The 18,406-nt window shown below is 73.9% G+C and carries 20 protein-coding genes; 13 read left to right on the top strand and 7 right to left on the bottom strand.

The genetic code is table 11. The annotated features are described in order from the left end of the window. The first annotated feature begins 241 nt into the window (after window positions 1-241). From AMYTH_RS50510 to AMYTH_RS0123330, 6 genes are read left to right on the top strand one after another with little or no spacing between them, the layout of a single operon-like run. Window positions 242-403 (top strand): hypothetical protein, encoded by a 162-nt coding sequence (locus AMYTH_RS50510; protein WP_228684928.1) that lies wholly within the window; start codon window positions 242-244, stop codon window positions 401-403. Then, window positions 400-1,248: a hypothetical protein gene (locus AMYTH_RS45600; protein WP_228684926.1), complete on the top strand. Its 849-nt coding sequence runs from the start codon at window positions 400-402 to the stop codon at window positions 1,246-1,248. The genes AMYTH_RS50510 and AMYTH_RS45600 overlap by 4 nt, the downstream gene beginning before the upstream one ends. Beyond that, window positions 1,245-1,880 carry a DUF4129 domain-containing protein gene (locus tag AMYTH_RS0123345; RefSeq protein ID WP_027932340.1) on the top strand — a complete coding sequence of 212 codons (636 nt, stop codon included), beginning with the start codon at window positions 1,245-1,247 and terminating at the stop codon, window positions 1,878-1,880. Before AMYTH_RS45600 ends, AMYTH_RS0123345 begins: the two co-directional genes overlap by 4 nt. Continuing rightward, the gene (locus AMYTH_RS0123340; RefSeq protein WP_027932339.1) at window positions 1,877-2,995 is read left to right on the top strand and encodes a DUF4350 domain-containing protein; all 1,119 of its coding nucleotides are present in this window, start codon (window positions 1,877-1,879) and stop codon (window positions 2,993-2,995) included. The genes AMYTH_RS0123345 and AMYTH_RS0123340 overlap by 4 nt, the downstream gene beginning before the upstream one ends. Then, window positions 2,992-3,960, top strand: a complete 969-nt coding sequence (locus AMYTH_RS0123335; RefSeq protein WP_027932338.1) for an AAA family ATPase — start codon at window positions 2,992-2,994, stop codon at window positions 3,958-3,960. The genes AMYTH_RS0123340 and AMYTH_RS0123335 overlap by 4 nt, the downstream gene beginning before the upstream one ends. A gap of 1 nt (window position 3,961) precedes the next feature. Beyond that, window positions 3,962-5,257, top strand: a complete 1,296-nt coding sequence (locus AMYTH_RS0123330; protein WP_027932337.1) for a DUF58 domain-containing protein — start codon at window positions 3,962-3,964, stop codon at window positions 5,255-5,257. 473 nt (window positions 5,258-5,730) lie between these two features. Here AMYTH_RS0123330 and AMYTH_RS0123325 read toward each other — a convergent pair whose 3' ends face one another. Genes AMYTH_RS0123325 through AMYTH_RS0123315 form a run of 3 tightly spaced genes read right to left on the bottom strand, consistent with a single transcriptional unit; the run spans window position 5,731 to window position 7,269 of the window. Continuing rightward, window positions 5,731-6,030 carry a hypothetical protein gene (locus tag AMYTH_RS0123325; RefSeq protein ID WP_228684924.1) on the bottom strand — a complete coding sequence of 100 codons (300 nt, stop codon included), beginning with the start codon at window positions 6,028-6,030 and terminating at the stop codon, window positions 5,731-5,733. Beyond that, window positions 6,005-6,217 (bottom strand): ribbon-helix-helix protein, CopG family, encoded by a 213-nt coding sequence (locus tag AMYTH_RS0123320; RefSeq protein WP_157360654.1) that lies wholly within the window; start codon window positions 6,215-6,217, stop codon window positions 6,005-6,007. The genes AMYTH_RS0123325 and AMYTH_RS0123320 overlap by 26 nt, the downstream gene beginning before the upstream one ends. A 47-nt stretch (window positions 6,218-6,264) precedes the next feature. Continuing rightward, a complete protein-coding gene (locus AMYTH_RS0123315) occupies window positions 6,265-7,269 on the bottom strand; it encodes a stage II sporulation protein M (RefSeq protein WP_027932336.1) in 1,005 nt (334 codons plus the stop codon). 22 nt (window positions 7,270-7,291) lie between these two features. On the opposite strand from AMYTH_RS0123315, the gene AMYTH_RS50930 reads away from it, so the two are divergent. Then, window positions 7,292-8,263 (top strand): RDD family protein, encoded by a 972-nt coding sequence (locus AMYTH_RS50930; protein WP_267283899.1) that lies wholly within the window; start codon window positions 7,292-7,294, stop codon window positions 8,261-8,263. 357 nt (window positions 8,264-8,620) lie between these two features. Here AMYTH_RS50930 and AMYTH_RS0123305 read toward each other — a convergent pair whose 3' ends face one another. Then, window positions 8,621-9,331, bottom strand: coding sequence for an SDR family oxidoreductase (locus AMYTH_RS0123305; protein ID WP_027932334.1), 711 nt, complete (start codon window positions 9,329-9,331; stop codon window positions 8,621-8,623). A 72-nt stretch (window positions 9,332-9,403) separates the two neighbouring features. On the opposite strand from AMYTH_RS0123305, the gene AMYTH_RS0123300 reads away from it, so the two are divergent. Genes AMYTH_RS0123300 through nudC form a run of 5 tightly spaced genes read left to right on the top strand, consistent with a single transcriptional unit; the run spans window position 9,404 to window position 14,934 of the window. Next, window positions 9,404-9,973, top strand: coding sequence for a TetR/AcrR family transcriptional regulator (locus AMYTH_RS0123300; protein ID WP_027932333.1), 570 nt, complete (start codon window positions 9,404-9,406; stop codon window positions 9,971-9,973). A 9-nt stretch (window positions 9,974-9,982) separates the two neighbouring features. Continuing rightward, a complete protein-coding gene (locus AMYTH_RS0123295; protein ID WP_027932332.1) occupies window positions 9,983-11,254 on the top strand; it encodes a DUF2207 domain-containing protein in 1,272 nt (423 codons plus the stop codon). 19 nt (window positions 11,255-11,273) lie between these two features. After that, the gene (locus AMYTH_RS0123290) at window positions 11,274-12,551 is read left to right on the top strand and encodes a M16 family metallopeptidase (protein WP_157360653.1); all 1,278 of its coding nucleotides are present in this window, start codon (window positions 11,274-11,276) and stop codon (window positions 12,549-12,551) included. Next, window positions 12,548-13,930, top strand: a complete 1,383-nt coding sequence (locus AMYTH_RS0123285; protein WP_027932330.1) for a M16 family metallopeptidase — start codon at window positions 12,548-12,550, stop codon at window positions 13,928-13,930. The genes AMYTH_RS0123290 and AMYTH_RS0123285 overlap by 4 nt, the downstream gene beginning before the upstream one ends. Next, the gene (gene nudC / locus AMYTH_RS0123280) at window positions 13,927-14,934 is read left to right on the top strand and encodes an NAD(+) diphosphatase (RefSeq protein ID WP_027932329.1); all 1,008 of its coding nucleotides are present in this window, start codon (window positions 13,927-13,929) and stop codon (window positions 14,932-14,934) included. Before AMYTH_RS0123285 ends, nudC begins: the two co-directional genes overlap by 4 nt. A gap of 87 nt (window positions 14,935-15,021) precedes the next feature. On the opposite strand, the gene AMYTH_RS0123275 is transcribed toward nudC, so the two are convergent. From AMYTH_RS0123275 to AMYTH_RS0123265, 3 genes are all read right to left on the bottom strand, one after another. Continuing rightward, a complete protein-coding gene (locus tag AMYTH_RS0123275; protein WP_037324030.1) occupies window positions 15,022-15,642 on the bottom strand; it encodes a hypothetical protein in 621 nt (206 codons plus the stop codon). A 70-nt stretch (window positions 15,643-15,712) separates the two neighbouring features. Beyond that, on the bottom strand, window positions 15,713-17,086 hold the full coding sequence (locus AMYTH_RS0123270; RefSeq protein WP_027932327.1) for a GntT/GntP/DsdX family permease: 1,374 nt from the start codon (window positions 17,084-17,086) through the stop codon (window positions 15,713-15,715). After that, on the bottom strand, window positions 17,083-17,580 hold the full coding sequence (locus tag AMYTH_RS0123265; protein WP_027932326.1) for a gluconokinase: 498 nt from the start codon (window positions 17,578-17,580) through the stop codon (window positions 17,083-17,085). Before AMYTH_RS0123265 ends, AMYTH_RS0123270 begins: the two co-directional genes overlap by 4 nt. A 133-nt stretch (window positions 17,581-17,713) precedes the next feature. On the opposite strand from AMYTH_RS0123265, the gene AMYTH_RS0123260 reads away from it, so the two are divergent. Beyond that, the gene (locus AMYTH_RS0123260; protein WP_020419738.1) at window positions 17,714-18,382 is read left to right on the top strand and encodes a FadR/GntR family transcriptional regulator; all 669 of its coding nucleotides are present in this window, start codon (window positions 17,714-17,716) and stop codon (window positions 18,380-18,382) included. Window positions 18,383-18,406 lie beyond the last annotated feature (24 nt).

The raw sequence follows: 18,406 nt of genomic DNA, 5'->3' as shown, positions 1-18,406 counted from the left end.
AACGCGGTGACCGGCCGCGAGGAACGACGCTGTGCCCGGTGCCGCGGCGCGGAGGAGGGCGGCGGCAACGGTTCCCGAGGGCGCTGCGGCGGAGGCGTCATCGGGCGCCAGCATAGTCAGCGCCCGTGCTGTGCGAGTGAGATCACGACTCGGCGGCGGCCGCGTGCCACCCGTGGCCGGTGCCGGACCGCTCTGCGAGAGTGGGCGGCGAAGCGACCCGCAGTCAGTTGGAGTACACCCGATGAGTGACACCGGAGGCTGGACCGGCCCCGATCCGAAGGACCGGCCGGACGACTCGACGCCTCCCGCCGGCAACCAGATGCCGCCCGCGCCGCCCCCGCCCGACGCGCCCTACCAGCAGCAGGGCTGGGGTCCGCGCCCGGTTACGGCAAGCCCGGCGTGATCCCGCTGCGCCCGCTGACGGTCGGCGAGATCCTCGACGGCGCCATCACGACCATGCGCCGCCACCCCGCGCTGGTGTTCGGCTCGTCGGCGGTCGTCGCGGTGATCGGCGCGGTGCTGCAGCTGCTCGCCAGCCGCTACCTGCTGCCGGACGTCCAGACGCTGCAGAACCTCGGCCCGGCCGCCACCGACCAGCAGATCCAGGACGCGGCGCTGGACGTGCTCGGCGACACGGCGCTGATCACCGGGGTCGCGCTGATCATCACCGTGCTCACCCAGACCTTCCTGTCCGGTTTCCTGACCGTGGTCATCGGCAAGGCGGTGCTGGGCAAGCCGGTGACCTTCGCGGAGGCGATGGCCGAGGCGAAGCCCCGGTTCCTGCCGCTGCTCGGCGCCACGATCGTCTACGTCCTGCTGGTCGCGGCCGGTTCGGTGCTGTGCCTGATCCCGGGCATCTGGCTCTACACGCTGTTCGGCCTCACCACGCCCGCACTGGTGCTGGAGCGCGCGAAGGTCGGGCAGGCGCTGTCCCGGTCCCGGCAGCTGGTGTCCGGCTCGTGGTGGCGGTGCTTCGGCATCCTGCTGCTGGCCGGTCTGATCGCGACCGTGCTGCAGTACCTCGTGGACATCCCGTTCAGCCTCGGCGCAGGCGGCACCGACGTGCTGACCGGTGAGGCCGTCCCGGCCGGGTGGGGCGCCCTGCTGCTCGTCGCGGTGGGACAGGTGATCGCGCAGACGATCGTGCAGCCGTTCGTCGCGAACACCACCGCCCTGCTCTACATCGACCAGCGCATGCGCAAGGAGGGCATGGACCTCCAGCTGGCGCGGGCGGCGGGCACCGCTTGATCCCGGGCCTGCTCGCCGAGGTGCCGGTCGTCGTCGACGCCGACGACGCGCGCCGCGCCGCCGAGGCCGAGCTGTCCGACCCCGCCTACGCCCTGGCGCAGCCGAGCTGGTTCGACCGCGCGATCGGCTGGCTCGCCGAACGCGTCGCCGACCTGTTCAACGGCGCGGCGGGCCTGGTGCCCGGCGGCGGCTTCGGCGTGCTCGTGCTGATCGCGGTGCTGGTGCTGGTGATCGTGGTGGTGCGGCTGCGGGTCGGGCCGCTCGCCCGGTCCGCGCGCAGGCCGGCCGCGGTCTTCGCGGACCGTTCGCGCACCGCGCAGGACTACCGCGACGCGGCCGAGCGGGCGTTCGCCGCGGGCGAGCTGGACGCGGCGGTCCGCGACCGGTTCCGCGCCGTGGTCCGGACGCTGGAGGAGCGCGGCGTGCTGGACGAACGCGCCGGGCGCACCGCCGACGAGGCGGCTCGCGAGGCCGGTGGCCCGCTGCCGTCCGCCCGCGAGGCGTTGCGGCAGGGCGCGGAGCTGTTCGACGCCGTGCACTACGGCGGCCGCCCGGCCACCGCCGAGGGCTACCAGCACCTGGCCGAGCTCGACGAGCTGGTCCGCCGGACCCGTCCCGAGGTGCCTGCGTGACCAGTGTGTCTCCCGACTCGCGGCGGATCTGGCGGGCGGCTCGCGCGCCCGTGGTGATCGCGGTGATCGTGCTCATCGGCGCGGTGATCGTGCTGCTGACCTCGGCAGGCGAGCAGCGTGGGTCGCTCGACCCGGAGTCGGCCGCGCCCGGCGGCTCGCGCGCGCTGGCGCGGCTGCTCGAACGGGAGGGTGTGCGGATCGTCCCGGCGCGGACCTACGCCGAGGCCGAAGCGGCGCTGCAGGGCGACGCCACCCTGCTCGTGACCGGTCCCGGCCGCGTCGAACCGGGCCGGCTCGCCGCGCTGCGGTCCCGCGCTACGGACGCGGTGCTGGTCGGCCCCGACGATCCGGTGCTCGACATCCTCGCGCCCGGCGTGGTCGTCAGCGGCGAGGTCGAGCCCGCCGCGCGCGAGCCCGGGTGCACGGTGGCCGGCGCGGTCGCCGCGGGCAACGCGGTGCTGGGCGGCTTCACCTACGAGGCGCACGGCCGCGCGCGCGGCTGCTACGACGGCACCCTGCTGCAGCTGCCCGGCGACCGCGGCACCACCACGATCCTGGGCGGCGGCGCGCCGATGACCAACGACCGGCTCGACGAGGCGGGCGACGCGGCGCTGACCATGCGCCTGCTCGGCCGCCACGCGACGCTGGTCTGGTACGTGCCGACGCCGGGTGACGCGGGCGCCGGGATCGTGGCGCGGTCGTTCACCGACCTCATCCCGCGCCCGTGGCTGTTCGGCGCGGTCCAGCTCGGCGTGGCCGCGGTGCTGTTCGCGCTGTGGCGGGCCCGGCGGCTCGGGCCGGTCGTGTCGGAACGGCTGCCAGTCGTCGTCCGCGCCGCCGAAACCACCGAGGGCCGCGCCCGGCTCTACCGCCGTGCGGGGGCGGCTGGCCACGCCGCGGCTACGCTGCGGCAGGCGGCGATCGACCGCGTGCGGCCGCTGCTCGGCCTCGGCGCGGGCGCGGAACCGGCGGCCGTCGTCGCCGCGGTCGCGGCCCGCACCGGACGGCCCGCCGCGGCCGTCGGGGAGCTTCTGTACGGTCCGGCGCCGGGGGACGACGCCGGTCTGGTCCGCCTCGCCGACGAGCTGGACCGCATCGAGAGGGAGATCAGTTGACCAGCACGGACACCACTTCGGACGCCCGGAACGCGTTGGTCGCGTTGCGCGCCGAGGTCGGGAAGGCGGTGGTCGGCAACGACGCCGCGGTCACCGGGCTCATCATCGCGCTGCTGTGCCGTGGGCACGTGCTCGTCGAGGGCGTGCCGGGGGTGGCGAAGACGCTGCTGGTGCGGGCCCTGGCGACCGCGCTGGACCTGGACACCACGCGAATCCAGTTCACGCCCGACCTGATGCCCGGCGACGTCACCGGCTCGATCGTCTACGACTCGCGCTCGGCCGAGTTCTCCTTCCGCGAGGGGCCGGTGTTCACGAACCTGCTGCTCGCCGACGAGATCAACCGCACCCCGCCGAAGACCCAGTCCGCGCTGCTGGAGGCGATGGAGGAGCGGCAGGTGTCGGTCGACGGGCGGCCGCGACCGCTGCCGGACCCGTTCACCGTCATCGCGACCCAGAACCCGGTCGAGTACGAGGGCACCTACCCGCTGCCGGAGGCGCAGCTGGACCGGTTCCTGCTCAAGCTCACCGTGCCGCTGCCGACGCGCGAGGACGAGATCGGGGTGCTGGCCCGGCACGCGCAGGGGTTCGACCCCCGTGACCTGTCCGCCGCCGGGGTGCGGCCGGTCGCCGGGGCGGCGCAGCTCGCCGTCGCGCGGGCCGCGGTCGCCGGGGTGACGGTCGGGCCGGAGGTGCTCGGCTACATCGTCGACCTGTGCCGGGCGACGCGCGCGATGCCTTCGGTGCGGATCGGGGTGTCCCCGCGTGGCGCCACGGCGCTGCTCGCCGCCACGCGGGCGTGGGCCTGGCTGTCCGGCCGCGGGTTCGCGACGCCGGACGACGTGAAAGCGCTCGCGCGGCCCGCGCTGCGGCACCGGCTGGACCTGCGGCCGGAGGCCGAGCTGGAGGGCGCGACCGCGGACGGCGTGATCGAGCGCGTGCTGGCCACCGTCCCCGTCCCGCGCTGACATGGCGATCACCGGCCGGGCCGGCCTGCTGGCGCTCGTGGGCATCGTCGTGGTGGCGCTCGGGGTGCCGTCATGGACCGGTGTGCTCGCGGTGCTCGGCGTGATCGCGGTGCTGGTGGCCGTGGACCTGCTGCTCGCGGCGTCCGTGCGGAGGCTGGTGTTCGCGCGGTCCGGGGCGACGTCGGCGCGGCTCGGGGAGCCGGTCGAGGTGACGCTGTCGGTGACCAACCCCGGTTCCCGTCCGCTGCGCGGCTTGCTGCGGGACGCGTGGCCGCCGAGCGCGGGTGTGGAGCAGGACCGGTTCCGGATCGCGGTGCCGCCGGGGGAGCGGCGGTCGGTCGTGGTGCGGATGACGCCCCTGCGGCGCGGCGACCGGTCCTCGGCGCGGGTGACCGTGCGTGCGCTGGGGCCGCTCGGGCTGGCCGGGAGGCAGGGTTCGCACCGGGTGCCCGGCAGGGTCCGGGTGCTGCCGCCGTTCCGCAGCCGCAGGCATCTGCCGTCGCGGCTGGCGCGGCTGCAGCAGCTCGACGGGCGGCAGGCGGCGCTCGTGCGCGGTGAGGGGACGGAGTTCGACTCGTTGCGGGAGTACGTGATCGGCGACGACGTGCGATCGATCGACTGGCGCGCGTCGGCGCGGGCGGCGGACGTGATGGTGCGGACGTGGCGTCCCGAACGGGACCGGCGGGTGCTGCTGGTGCTGGACACCGGGCGGACGTCGGCGGGCCGGGTCGGCGATGCGCCACGCCTCGACGCCGCGATGGACGCCGCGTTGTTGCTCGCGGTGCTGGCTTCACGGGCGGGGGACCGGGTGGATTTCCTCGCCTACGACCGGCAGGTGCGGGCGGACGTGCGCGGGCTGGCGGCCGGGGAGCTGCTGCCGGGCCTGGTGAACGCGATGGCGCGGCTCGAGGCGAGCCTGGTGGAGACCGACGCGCGCGGCATGGTGGCCGAGGTGCTGCGCCGCGCCCGGCGGCGGTCGCTGGTGGTGCTGCTGACCGGGCTGGACGCCGCGCCGCTGGAGGAGGGCCTGTTGCCGGTGCTGCCGCTCGTGGTGGGGCGGCACCAGTTGCTGGTGGCCGGCGTGGCGGACCCCGGGGTCGCGGCGATGGCCCGCGCCCGCGGCGACGCGGAAGCGGTCTACGAGGCGGCGGCCGCCGAACGGACTCTGGCGGAGCGCCGCCACGTGACTGGTTTGCTGGCGCAGCGCGGGGTCGAGGTGGTGGACGCGGTGCCGGACGAGCTGGCGCCGGCGTTGGCGGACCGGTACCTGGCGCTGAAGGCCGCCGGCCGGTTGTAACCGCACACCCGCCGCCCCGCGCCTGCGACCGCAAGAACTCGCGCCCACGACCGCAGAACTCGCGCCCGCGGGTTTCGCACCCGCCGGCCTTGCGCCTGGGACCGCTTCGTGCCTGCGCCCGCTGGCCTGGCGCTCGTGGGTTCCGCACCCGCCGGCCTTGCGCCCGGGACGCTTCGCGCCTGCGCCCGCTGGCCTCGCGCCCGCGGGTTCCGCACCCGCTGGCCTTGCGCCTGGGACCACTTCGCGCCTGCGCCCGCTGGCCTGGCGCTGGCGGTCGCTGGCCTCGCGCCCGCGATCGCCGGCCTCGCGCCCGCGCCCGCTGGCCTCGCGCCCGCGGGTTCCGCACCCGCTGGCCTTGCGCCTGGGAGCGCTTCGCGCCTGCGCCCGCTGGCCTGGCGCTCGCGGGCCCTGACCTCCCGCCGGCGACCGCCGGTCTCGCGCCCGCCGCGAGCGCATCCCGACGATGTGCGACGTCAGTCGGTGGCGATCACCATGAACAGGCGCGTGCTGAGGCGCTGCATGAGTTCCTCCGGCACCTCGCCGAGCTGCCGCGTCAGCGACTCCTTCGGCACGTGGTCCAGCCAGGTGTACCGCACCCAGCCGCCCGCGCCGGTGGCCACGCTGAGCGGCACGGCGTGCTCGATGACCTCCATCGTCACCACGTGCTCGTCGTCGATGTCGTTCAGCATGTTGCCCGAGAAGACCAGCACCCGCCGCGAGCCGCCGGACACCGCCCAGATCTGTCCCCTACGCGGCCGAAGAGCCACGGGCACGCCAGTCGTCCGCGGCGGCGCGCACCTGCTCGGGGTGCTCGGCGTTCCACCGCGCCTGCTGCTCGCACAGCTGCCGGTACGCCTCGCGCTCCACGGCAGCCCGGACCCACTCGCCCACGGACTGCCCCGCCGCCTCGGCGAGGGCCGTCACCTGCGCGTACGTGTCATCGGAAAGCTCCAGCCGCATGCCCATCACCATAGAGCCGGCCACCGACAATCGCGGGCAGCGGCGTGTCAGCCCGCCTCGGGCAGCAGGTCGCCGCGGTGCCGGGCGTCCACGTCCCCGGTGACCCCGGCCCGCACGGCCCGCCGCCCCAGCACGAACACGTACACCAGGAACAGCACCTCGGCGGCCGCGCCGATCGCGATCCGCGCCCACGTCGGCAGCCCGGACGGCGTCACGAACGCCTCGATCACGCCCGACACCAGCAGCACGCATGCCAGCCCCAGAGCCATCCCCGCCGCCGCCCGGCCTTCCTGCGCGAGCGCCGCCGCCCGGGAGCGCCGCCCCGGGTTGACGACCGTCCATCCCAGACGGAGACCGGTGCCCGCCGCGACGAACACCGCGGTCAGCTCCAGCAATCCGTGCGGCGTGATCAGGCCGAAGAAGACGTCCAGCCGCCCGGCCGCCGCCATGAACCCGGCCGACAGACCGACGTTGAGCACGTTCTGCCACAACGCGAACAGCACCGGGATCCCCAGCAGCACCCCGAAGAACAGGCAGGTCGCCGCGACCCACGCGTTGTTCGTCCACACCTGCGCGGCGAACGAGGCGGCCGGGTTGCTGGAGTAGTAGGTCTCGAACTGCCCGCCCGGCTCGGTGAGCGCCCGGACGTCCTCCGGCGCGGCGATGCTCGCCTGCAGCTGCGGGTCGCCCGCGATCCACGCCCCGATCAGCCCGCCCACCAGCACCGACACCAGCGCGGCGGGCAGCCACCATCGGACCGTCGTGTAGACCGCGGCCGGGAAGCGCTGCGCGAAGAACAGCCCGACCTCGCGCCAGGCCGGGTTGTGCGACCCGGTGACCGCCGAGCGGGCGCGCGTGACCAGCGACGACAGCCAGGACAGCAGCGCCGGGTCCGGCGCCGACGACCGCACCACCGACAGGTGCGTCGCGGCCCGCTGGTAAAGGGTGACCAGTTCGTCGGCCTCCGGACCGGTCAGCCTGCGCGTGGCCAGCAGCTGGTCCAGCCGGGCCCATTCGGCGCGGTGGGCCGCGACGAACAGGTCCACGTCCATGGGGGCAGATTACAGTGGGGCGGTGACAGGCGAACCCGATCTGGTGACCGGCGAGGCCGTCGTGCTGGAGCTGCCGATAGCGCAGGTCGCCAGCCGGGCCGCGGCGTTCGCCATCGACGTTGCGGTCCAGGCCGGGGCGCTCTTGCTCTTCATGCTGGCGCTGACCGTGTCCGGGGTGACCGACGAGGCGTTGCTGGCCGCGCTGGCTCTCGGTTTCTTCGTGCTGGTTCGGGTCGGGTACTCGGTGCTGTTCGAGACGCTCGGCCGGGGGATCACGCTCGGCAAGATGGCGATGGGGCTGCGCGTGGTGCGCGACGATGGCGGCCCGGTCCGGTTCCGGCAGACCCTGACGCGGGCGCTGGCCGGCGCGATCGTCGACTTCGGACCGGTGCTGGCGTGGAGCGCGGTCGCGTTGTTCGTGTCGCTGTTCTCGCCGCGGTCCAAGCGGGTCGGCGACTACCTGGCCGGCACGGTGGTGATCAGGGAGCGTGCGCCGCGGACGGTCGCGCCGCACATCACGATGCCGCCGGCGCTCGAGGGCTGGGCGGCGCAGCTCGACCTGACCGGGCTGAGCGACGAGCTGGCCCTGATGGCGCGGCAGTACCTGGCGCGGTACGCCGAGCTGAGCGACCGGGCGCGGGAGCCGTTGGGACACCAGCTGGTGCAGGACGTCGCAGCCCGGATCGGCGCGCCGCCGCCGTGGGGTGTGCCGCCGTGGGCGTACCTGCAGGCAGTGCTGGCCGAGCGGCGCCGCCGGGCCGGGGGATACGTGGGAACGCCGGGCTGGGCCCCGGTGGCGGCGCCGGTTGTGCCCGTGGCGGTGCCGCAGGTGGGGGCGTCGCCGGTGGTGCCACCCCCGCCGCAGGTGGGGGCCCAGCGAGTGGTGGCACCTTCGGCGGAGGTAGGGGCGCCGGTCGCCGCTGTGCCGGTGACCTCGCCGACCGCGGAGCCCGGGGAGCCGACTCCGCCGCGTGGTTTCGTGCCACCGAGCTGATCACCGGCTGGATCAGCGGCAGCCCCGCCGCCCCAGACGTCGGGCGTTCCCGCCACCGCAGGCGCCCAGGCGATCCCGCCACCGCCGCGGCGATTCGGGCGCTGATCCCGGATCAGGCCGGGGTGCGCGAGAGGCCGTCAATCCGCAGGGCAACGGCAGCCCCCGCTGCCGCGGGTGCCGCGCGTTCCCGCCACCGCAGGCGCCCAGGCGTTCCCGTCACCGCCGCGGTGATTCGGGCGCTGTTCCCGGATCAGGCCGGGGTGCGCGAGAGGCTGTCTATCCGTAGGGCAACGGCAGCCCCCGCTGCCGCAGGCACCGCGCGTTCCCGCCACCGCCGTGGCGATTCGCGCGAGTGATTCAGGCCGCCGAGGCCAGCCGTGCGCCGCCGTCTACCCGGAGCACCACTCCGGTCGTGTAGGTGTTGTCCGTCAGGAACGCGATCGCCGCGGCGATGTCGTCCGGCGTGCCCACCCGGCGCGCCGGCAGCCCGGCCGCCATGGCTTCGAACGTCGCCGCCTTGGTGTCCGCGTCCAGGAAGTCCCACCACGGCGTGTCGATCACGCCCGGCGACACCGCGTTGACCCGCACCGGCGCCAGTTCCACCGCCAGCACCGGCACCATCGCCTCGATCCCGGCGTTCACCGCGGCCAGCGCGGCTGTCCCGGGCATCGCCGCTCCGGCGGACGCCGCCGTCACGAACGTCAGCGAACCCCGCAGCACCGGCAGCGCCGCCCGCGCCGCGGCCGTGTGCGGCACCAGCTTCCCCTCGACGCCCTCGCGCACGCCGTCCATGGTCAGGTCGGCGAACGCCGTCGTCCCGGGCGCCCCGGTCACCGTCACGACCAGATGGTCCACCGGCCCGCTCGACGCGAAGAACGCCTGCAGCGCTTCGTAGTCTCGCGCGTCCACGACCTCGCCCCGCGCGTCGCCCAGCTTCGCGAGTGCGGCGTCGAGCTTCCCGGCGTCGCGTCCGGTCACGATCACCTCCCGGCCGCTGTCGACCATGCGGTGCGCGGTCGCCAGCCCGATTCCCGAGGTGCCACCCAGGATCACGACTCGTTCGGTCACGATCTCCTCAAATTTCGAGACACTGTGCACCGTAAACATATTCGAGGCAAGGTGTCTTGTAAAGTTCCCCGCATGAGAGGACGCCCCCGCAGCGAAGAGGCCCGGCGCGCGATCCTGGACACCGCCCTGCGCATCTGCCACCGCGACGGCTACCAGCAGGTGACGATCAAGGCGATCGCCGACGAGGCCGGTGTCGGGCGGCAGACCGTCTACCGCTGGTGGCCGGACAAGGCGCAGGTGCTGCTGGACGCCCTCATCGACCTCCGCGAACGCGAACCGCGGCTCGACGAGGACACCGGCGACGCCCTGCGCGACATCGAGCGGATCCTCGCCCGCACGTTCGCGCTCACCCACGAGTCGACCGGGCGCGCGCTGGTCGGCCTGATGGCCGAGGCCCAGAACGACCCCGCGTTGTCGGACCGGTTGCAGGGCACGGTCATCGGCCCGCGGCGCGACGTCCTGCACCGGTTCCTGCGGCAGGGCGTCGAGGCGGGGCAGCTCGCCGAGAACGTCCCGCTCCCGCTCGTCGTCGACTTCGCGTTCGGCACGATGTGGTACCGCCTGCTCAGCAAGCACGCCCCGGTCGACGACCGGCTCGCCGCCGACATCACCGCCGCCATCGCGCGCCTGCTCGCCCGCTAACCTGCGCGGGTGCGATGGCTGTGCGCCGCCCTGGTGCTGATCACGCCCCCGTTGCCCGCCCTGCCGAACGGCGCCGAGATCGAGATGCGGCTCCAGCCGGATGGCTCGCTCTCGGTCGTGGAAGCGGTCGACGTGCAGCACCGCACCACCCGGACCATCCGGCTCCGCGTGCCGTCCGGCGACCACCGCGACCGCGTGCACACCCTTCGCGACCTCGCCATCGAGGGCTCCGGATCGGCCGAGCGGCGCGCGGACGCCGTCACCGTCACCCTCAACCCCGGCACCGCCATCCTCCGGTACACAGTGGACGGTGCGGTCCGGGACGCCGGTGACCGCCTCGAGGTGACCTGGACCCTGGAGGGCTGGGACACCGCCCGCACGCTCGTCCGCGCGAGCTTCGCCGCGCCGCGCATCGCGATCGGCGTTCGCTGCACCGGCTGCACCGCCGCGCAGAACGACCAGACCGGCCTCACCCGCTTCGCCGTCCAGCGCCTGGAACCCGGGCAGACGCTGGACATCGCGGTCGACCTGCCAGCAGGCACGGTCCCCGCCAACGCCCGCATCCAGCCGGCGAAGACCCTGGCCGGCGCGTTCGCGCTCACCGCGCCGGTCGCGACCGCATGGGCCGCCTTCGGGCTCCTGCTCCTCGCCGGGGCGGTGTCGCTCCTGCTCGCCCGCCGCGAAGGCCGGCCGCTGCCGTCCGGGTTCACCGCCGAGCCGTTCGCCACCCCGGACGGTGTTCTGCCCGGCCACATCGCCCTGCTCCGCGGCGCCGACCCGGTGGTCGTCACCGCCGTCGACCTGGCGATCCGCGGCTACCTCGGGCCGGACGCCGGACCGGCCCACCCGCCCGACGACCGGCTCACCGGATTCGAGCGCCGCGTCCTCGCCGGCGACGACCCCCGCCAGGACCTCGAAGCCGACGCGATCCGCCGCGGCTGGCTCCGCCCGCCCGGCCGCGCGCGCCGGGCCGGCATCCGGATCACCTGCTACGGCCTGTTCCTGACGATCGTGCTCGCGCTCACCGCCGGCTACGCGCAGCTCGGCGTGATCCTCACGCTCACCGGGCTCGCACTGGCGCTCGCCGCCCGGCACCTCCCGGATCGAACGAGCCGCGGCCGCACCCTCGCCCGGCGCCTGCGTGACCCGGCCGAACTGCCCGCCGGTGACCGCTTCGTGCCCTACGCGCTGGCCCTCGGGCGGCCGGCGCCGGACACCGCGTTCGCTCTCGGTGAATTCCTCGTTGCCCTGCAGGACCGTCGCCGGACCCCGGCCCCGTGATGGCCGTATGGTGGGGCCCATGGCCGAGACCTCCCGCTTCACCCTGCACAACGGCCTGCGCGTAGTGCTCGCGCCGGACCCGACCGCTCCGGTTGTCGGCGTCGCCGTGCACTACGACGTGGGCTTCCGCTCCGAGCCGGAGGGGCGCACCGGGTTCGCGCACCTGTTCGAGCACCTGATGTTCCAGGGCAGCGAGAGCCTGGAGAAGCTCGCGCACTTCAAGATCGTGCAGTCCAGCGGCGGCACCTTCAACGGGTCGACCCACCCGGACTACACCGACTACTACGAGGTGCTGCCCTCCGCGGCACTGGAGCGCGCGCTGTTCCTCGAGGCCGACCGCATGCGCGCGCCGAAGCTGACGCGGGAGAACCTCGCCAACCAGATCGACGTGGTGAAGGAGGAGATCCGCCTCAACGTGCTGAACCGGCCCTACGGCGGGTTCCCGTGGATCCTCCTGCCGCCGGTGCTCTACTCGACGTTCCCCAACGCGCACAACGGCTACGGCGACTTCACCGACCTGGAGCAGGCCAGCCTGGACGACTGCGCGGCCTTCTTCGACACCTACTACTCGCCGGCCAACGCGGTGCTCACCGTCGCGGGCGACTTCGAGCCGGACCGGGCGCGCGACCTGATCGAGAAGCACTTCGGCGACGTGCCGCACCGCCCGGCGCCGCCGAAGCGCTCGTTCGCCGAGGCGCCGCCCGCAGGCGAGGTCCGCGGCCAGCACACCGATCCGCACGCGCCGCTGCCCGCGCTGGCCGTCGGCTACCGGATGCCGGACCCGGTCGGCGAGCTGGACGCCTACCTCGCGAACCTGGTGCTGGCCGGCGTGCTGACCGACGGCGACGGCTCCCGGCTGCAGCAGCGGCTGGTGCACCGCGAGCCGCTGGTCACCGACATCGGCGCGGGCGCGGGCCTGTTCGGCCCGTTCGAGGCGCGCGACCCGGACACCTTCTCGATCACCGCCATCCACTCGCCGGACGTCTCCGCGGAGCGGGTGCTGGCCGCGGTCGACGAGGAGCTGGAGAAGCTGGCCGCCACGCCGCCGGACGCGCAGGAACTGGCCAAGGTCACCGCGCGCTGGAGCGCGAGCCTGCACGCCGAGCACGACCGGTTGATGTCCCGGACGCTGTCGCTCGGCGCGTTCGAACTGCTCTACGGGGACCCGTCCCTGGTGTCCCGGCTGCCGGACCGGATGGCGGCCGTCACCGGCGAGGACGTGGCCGCCGCCGCCAAGGCGCTGCGGCCCGACTCGCGCGCGGTCCTGCTCGTCGAGCCCGAAGGGGGAGCGAAGTGACGTCCGTCGACCACCGCAGCGCCGAGGAGATCGGCCGCACCGCCACCGGACCGCGCCCGGTCCCGGAGCTCGGCGCGCAGAAGGCCGCGGCGGATCTGTCCCACGTGGACACCGTGCTGTCCAACGGCCTGCGCCTGCTCGCGGTCCGCAAGCCGACGGTGCCGTTGGTGGAGCTGCGGCTGCGGATCCCGTTCGGCGGCACGGCGCCGCTGCACGCGGCCACCGCCGAGGTGCTCGCCGAGACCATGCTCACCGGCACCGCCCGGCGCGACCGGATCGAGATCGACACCGAGCTGGCGCTGATCGGTGGCGAGCTGGACACCGTGGTCGATCCCGAGCGGCTGACCATCTCCGGCAACGGTCTGGCCACCGGCCTGCCGACGCTGCTGGACGTGCTCGCCGACGCGCTCACCGCCGCGTCCTATGTGGACGAAGAGGTGGCGCGCGAGTCGGCCCGGCTGGTCGAGCGGCTGGCGGTGTCGCGCACGCAGCCGCGGGTGATCGCCCGCGAGGCGCTGCTCAGGCACGTCTACGGCGACCACCCGGCCACCCGCGAGGTGCCGCAGGCCGCCGATGTGGAGCAGGTGACGCCGGAGGCCGTCCGCGCGTTGCACACCGCCGCGGTGCTGCCGCGTGGTTCGGTGCTGGTGATCGTCGGCGACATCGACCCGGAGCGGATCGCGGCCGACGTCGAGCGCGTCCTGGGCGGCTGGTCGTCCGACGCGTCGGCGGTCGTGATGCCCGGCCTGCCCGAGGTCACGGGTGGTGACCTGCTGCTGGTGCCGCGGGCCGGCGCCGTGCAGTCGCAGATCCGGCTCATCGCGCAGTCGCTGCCGCGCACGGACCCGCGGTACGCCGCGCTGCAGCTGGCGAACATGACCTACGGCGGCTACTTCTCCTCGCGGCTGGTGGAGAACATTCGCGAGGACAAGGGTTACACCTACAGCGCGCACTCCGGGTTCGAGTTCACCGGCACCACGGCGACGGTCGGGGTCGACGCGGACACCGCGAACGAGGTCACCGCGGCCGCGCTGCTGGAGACCCGCTACGAGCTGGGCAGGCTCGCGGTCGTGCCGCCGACGGCCGAGGAGGTCGAGTCGGTGCGCCAGTACGCGGTCGGCTCGCTGCTCACCGCGACGTCGTCGCAGGCCGGGCTGGCCAGCCAGCTCGCCGCGCTGACCGCGGCCGGCCTCGGTGTGGAGTGGCTGGCCGAGCACCCGGAGCGGGTCGCCGCGGTCACCGTGGAGGAGGTCGCCGAGGCCGCGCTCGACTTCTTCGCCCCGGCCCGGTTCACCGGTGTCGTGGTGGGTGACGCCGCGACGCTCGCGCCGCAGCTGACCGCGCTCGGCGGGGTCACCGTGGGGGAGCCCGGCAAGTGACCGTCGCACCGTTCACGCTGGGCCGCCTCCCGACGCTCTCCCGGTCCACTGTGGACCGGCAGGAGACGCTGCGCACCAACCCGGAGCGTCTGCGCGCCCGGTGGCCGGACGCGCAGGTCATGCTGCTGGACAAGCAGTTGCGCACGCCCGTGCGCGAGGGAGAAGCGGTCCTGGCAACCCGCAAGGCGCTGACGTTCGGCGAGGAGCCGCCCGCGGACGCGGTGTTCCTCGGCGAGTGGCAGGGCGTCGACTACTGGTCGCTGCCGGGCGAGCCGGAGGGCGAACCGGAGATCGTCGAGATCCCGGGCAGCTGGGGCGTGCCCGAGGAGGCGCCGCGGGTCGACGGCGAGCTGTGGGTGACGCTGCGGGCGCACGGCGACCAGCTGGACGACACGGCCGCCGGGCTGTTCACCACGGCGCAGGCGCTGCGGGTGTGGCACCGGCAGGCGCGGTTCTGCGTGCGCGACGGCAGCCCGACGCACCTGGTGCAGTTCGGGTGGGCGTCGAAGTGCGAGGCGTGCGGCCGCGAGGAGTACCCGCGCACCGACCCGGCGATCATCTGCCTGGTGCACGACGAGGAGGGCGTCAACGGCGAGCACGTCCTGCTGGCGCGCCAGCCGGTCTGGCCGCCGGGGCGGTACTCGGTGCTGGCCGGGTTCGTCGAGGCAGGCGAGTCGCTCGAGGGCTGTTGTGTGCGGGAGATCCGGGAGGAGGTCGGCGCGGACGTCCACGACGTGCGGTACCTGGGCAGCCAGCCGTGGCCGTTCCCGCGCTCGATCATGCTGGGCTTCGCCGCGAAGGCCGACGCGTCCCGCCCGCTGGTCCCGGCCGACGGCGAGATCGAGGCCGCACTGTGGGTGCCGCGCGCCGAGGTGCGCGCGGCGTTCGAGGCGAAGGGCCGCCCGGTCCCCATCCTCGGCGGCGCGAGCGAGCTGATCCTGCCGGGCAACTCGTCGATCGCGCGCGTGATGCTGGAAGCCTGGGCCTACGCGGATCGGGGCTGATGTCGAGAAGCCGGTCGTCGCGCCGGGACCTCGAATGGGGAACCGCGGGCTTCGACCGGCTCCGCACGCGCCGTCGCCGGGGACGCGTCACTGCTGGGCTTCTGGCTGGACCGCGTCGCGTTCGGCTGACTCGGCGTTGTGCTTCGCCAGGCGCAGCCACCGCCGCATGATGAACCCGGCGAACGGCCCGACCACCGTCCAGTACCGCGCGAACCGGTTGCGGGACAACGGATCCGTCGTCGCCGTGCGGGTCTCGGTGGTCAGCAGCGACCGGCCCGGCCCGTACGGCTGGACGACGAAGTTCAGCGCCACCTTGCCATAGCCCGGCTCGTCGAACCCGGTGAACTCGCCCGGCTCGAACCGCCGGAACTCCAGCTGCGTCGCCGTCATGAACTTGCCGATCATGCCGACCACGAACTCGGTGCCCGGCCGCTCGTCGAGCAGCACGAACGCGGCCTGGTACTCCTCGGCCGGAAGGGATTCCGGTGGCGGCTCGGTGTCGCCGCGGATCCGGTCCGCGATGGCGGCCGGGATCGCGCGGGCGCGGCCGAGCACCCGCAGCAGGGGCACGGCCTGGGCGACCTTGTCCGGGTCCAGGTCGCGGACCGCGCGGTAGGCCGCGTCCGGTGGCGTGTCGACGACGATGGCGTCGAGCTGGTGCGCCTCGTGGACGGGCAGGTATTCGTCGATCAGGAGTTTTTCGGTCATGCCGCCAGCGTTCTGCGGCGGCGCGCACGGCATAAGGGGCCTTCGGCACCAACCGAAGGCCCCCTCGGCCTCAGGCGAGCAATGCGCCCAGCGGCAGGATGATCGCGATCGCGACCACCGAGATCACCGTCTCCATGATCGACCAGCTCCGGATGGTCTGGCCGACGGACAACCCGAAGTACTCCTTGACCAGCCAGAAACCGGCGTCGTTGACGTGCGAGAAGAACAGCGAACCGGCGCCGATCGCGAGCACCAGCAACGCCGCCCCGGTGGGCGACATCGTCGCCGCCAGGCCGGACACCAGCCCGGCCGCGGACACCGTCGCCACGGTGGCCGAGCCCGTCGCGAGCCGGATCAGCACCGCGACCAGCCAGCCGAGCAGCAGCGCCGGGATGTTGGCGCCCTCGGCGAGCTGCGTGACGACGTTGCCGACGCCCGCGTCGACGAGGATCTGCTTGAACCCGCCGCCGGCGGCGACGATCAGGATGATCCCGGCGATCGGGCCGAGCGAGTCGCCGATCGTCGAAGCCAGCCGGTCGCGGGTGAACCCGGCGGCGCGGCCGAGCGTGAACATGCCGAGCAGCACGGCGGCGAGCAGCGCGATCAGCGGGTCACCGACGAAGTCCAGCACCCGGCGGACCGGGTTGCCGCTGTCGGCGACGATGTCCGCGATCGCCTTGCCCAGCATCAGGACCACCGGCAGCAGCACGGTCACCAGCGTCGCGGTGAAGCTCGGCCGCCGCCGCTCGTCCTCGCTCCCGCCCGCGGCCGGGATCAGGTGTTCCGGGGCCTTCGCCTCGGGCACCCAGCGCGCGGCGAGCTTGCCGAACAGCGGGCCCGCGATGATCACGGTCGGGATGGCGACCAGCAGGCCGAGGCCGAGCACGATGCCGACGCTCGCGTTCAGCGCGCCGGCCGCGGCGAGCGGGCCCGGGTGCGGCGGGACCAGGCCGTGCAGCACGGAAAGCCCGGCCAGCGCGGGGATCCCGACCAGCATCAGCGGTTTGCCGCTGCGCTTGGCGACCAGCAGCACGACCGGGATGAGCATGACCAGGCCGATCTCGAAGAACATCGGCAGCCCGATCAGGGCGGCGACCAGCGCCATCGCCCACGGCAGCGCCTTCGACGAGGTGCGGGACAGGATCGTGTCGACGATCTGTTCCGCCCCGCCGGAATCGGCCAGGAGCTTGCCGAGCATCGCGCCCAGCGCGATCAGCAGGCCGACCGACGCGACGGTCGAGCCCACCCCGCTGGAAAAGCTCTTGATCACTTTGTCGACCGGCAGGCCGCCCAGCAGGCCGACGACCATCGATCCGATGATCAGCGACAGGAAGGCGTGCATGCGGGCCTTGCTGATCAGCACCACGATCACGGCGATGCCGATCAGGGTCGCGACGACCAGGCGGGTGTCGTGACCCGTCCAGGCGGCGGCGAGAGTACTCACGGCTGCTCCTTTGCCAGCTCGGTGAGCGCGCGGTCCACGATCGCCGAGGGGGCTTCGAGGATGTCGGCGATCAGGCCGCGCTCATCGGTTTCGAGGGGTTCGAGGTCGGCGAGCTGGGAGTCCAGCAGCGACACCGGCATGAAGTGCCCGGTGCGCCCCTGCATCCGCTCCGCGAGGACGTCGCGCGGGGCGTCGAGGTGCAGGAACCACACGTCCCCGCCGGTCCGCAGCACGTCGCGGTAGCGCCGTTTCAGGGCGGACGACGACACCACGCCGCCCGTGGCCTGGTGGTCGGAGATCCACGCCGCGATGGCGTGCAGCCACGGCCACCGGTCGTCGTCGTCGAGCGGGTGACCGGACGACATCTTCGCGATGTTGGCCGGCGGATGGAAGGCGTCCGCTTCGGCGTATTCGACGCCGAGGCGCTCGGCCAGCGCCGAACCCACTGTCGTCTTGCCCGAACCGGCGACTCCCATCACGACGATGACCGTCATTGGCTTCGCTCCTCAGACCTCGCTGTCACTCGATCAGTGCAACGCAAAAGTACTACTTATTCAACCCACAAGTACTACTTAATCGAATCAGTGGTCTAGCGTCACCTTCGTGGCCGAGGGAATTCACGAGCGCATGCTCGACGCGGTGGGCACCGCGATCGCCTGCGGCAAGCTGCCGCCGGGGACGGTGCTGCGGCTGGAGGAGCTGCAGCAGAACCACGGCGCCTCGCGCACCGTGGCGCGTGAGGTCGTCCGCGCGCTGGAGGCGATGCGGCTGACCACGAGCAAGCGCCGCGTCGGCATCACCGTGCGGGACTGCGCCGACTGGAACCACTACGACCCCCGGTTGATCCGCTGGCAACTGGACGGCGAGCAGCGCCCCGTCGCCCTGCGCAACCTGATGGAGCTGCGGTGGGCGGTCGAGCCGAGCGCCGCGCGCTTCGCCGCGATCCGCGCGACACCCGAGGAGCGCGGGCGGCTACGGGCACTGGGTGCCCGGCTGGAGGTCACCGCACACGCGCGGGACCTGCACACCTTCCTCGGGCACGACATCGCTTTTCACCACCTGGTGCTCGCGGCGTCGGGCAACCCGATGTTCACGCAGCTCTCCGCGGTCGTCGCGGAGGTGCTGACCGGGCGGACCGAGCACGGCCTGATGCCGCCGGAACCGCAGCCTGAGGCGGTCGCGCTGCACCTGGAGGTCGCCCGCGCCATCGACGAGGCGGACGCCGACCGGGCCGAGCGCGCGATGCGGGACATCATGGTCCAGGCGCGCGACGAGGTCGCCCAGCAGTTCGAGTAGCCTCACGGCGGATACCGACCTCGG

It is taken from the genome of Amycolatopsis thermoflava N1165, from assembly GCF_000473265.1.
GTDB classification, from domain to species: domain Bacteria; phylum Actinomycetota; class Actinomycetes; order Mycobacteriales; family Pseudonocardiaceae; genus Amycolatopsis_E; species Amycolatopsis_E thermoflava.
This window is presented reverse-complemented; position numbering and strand designations above follow the sequence as displayed.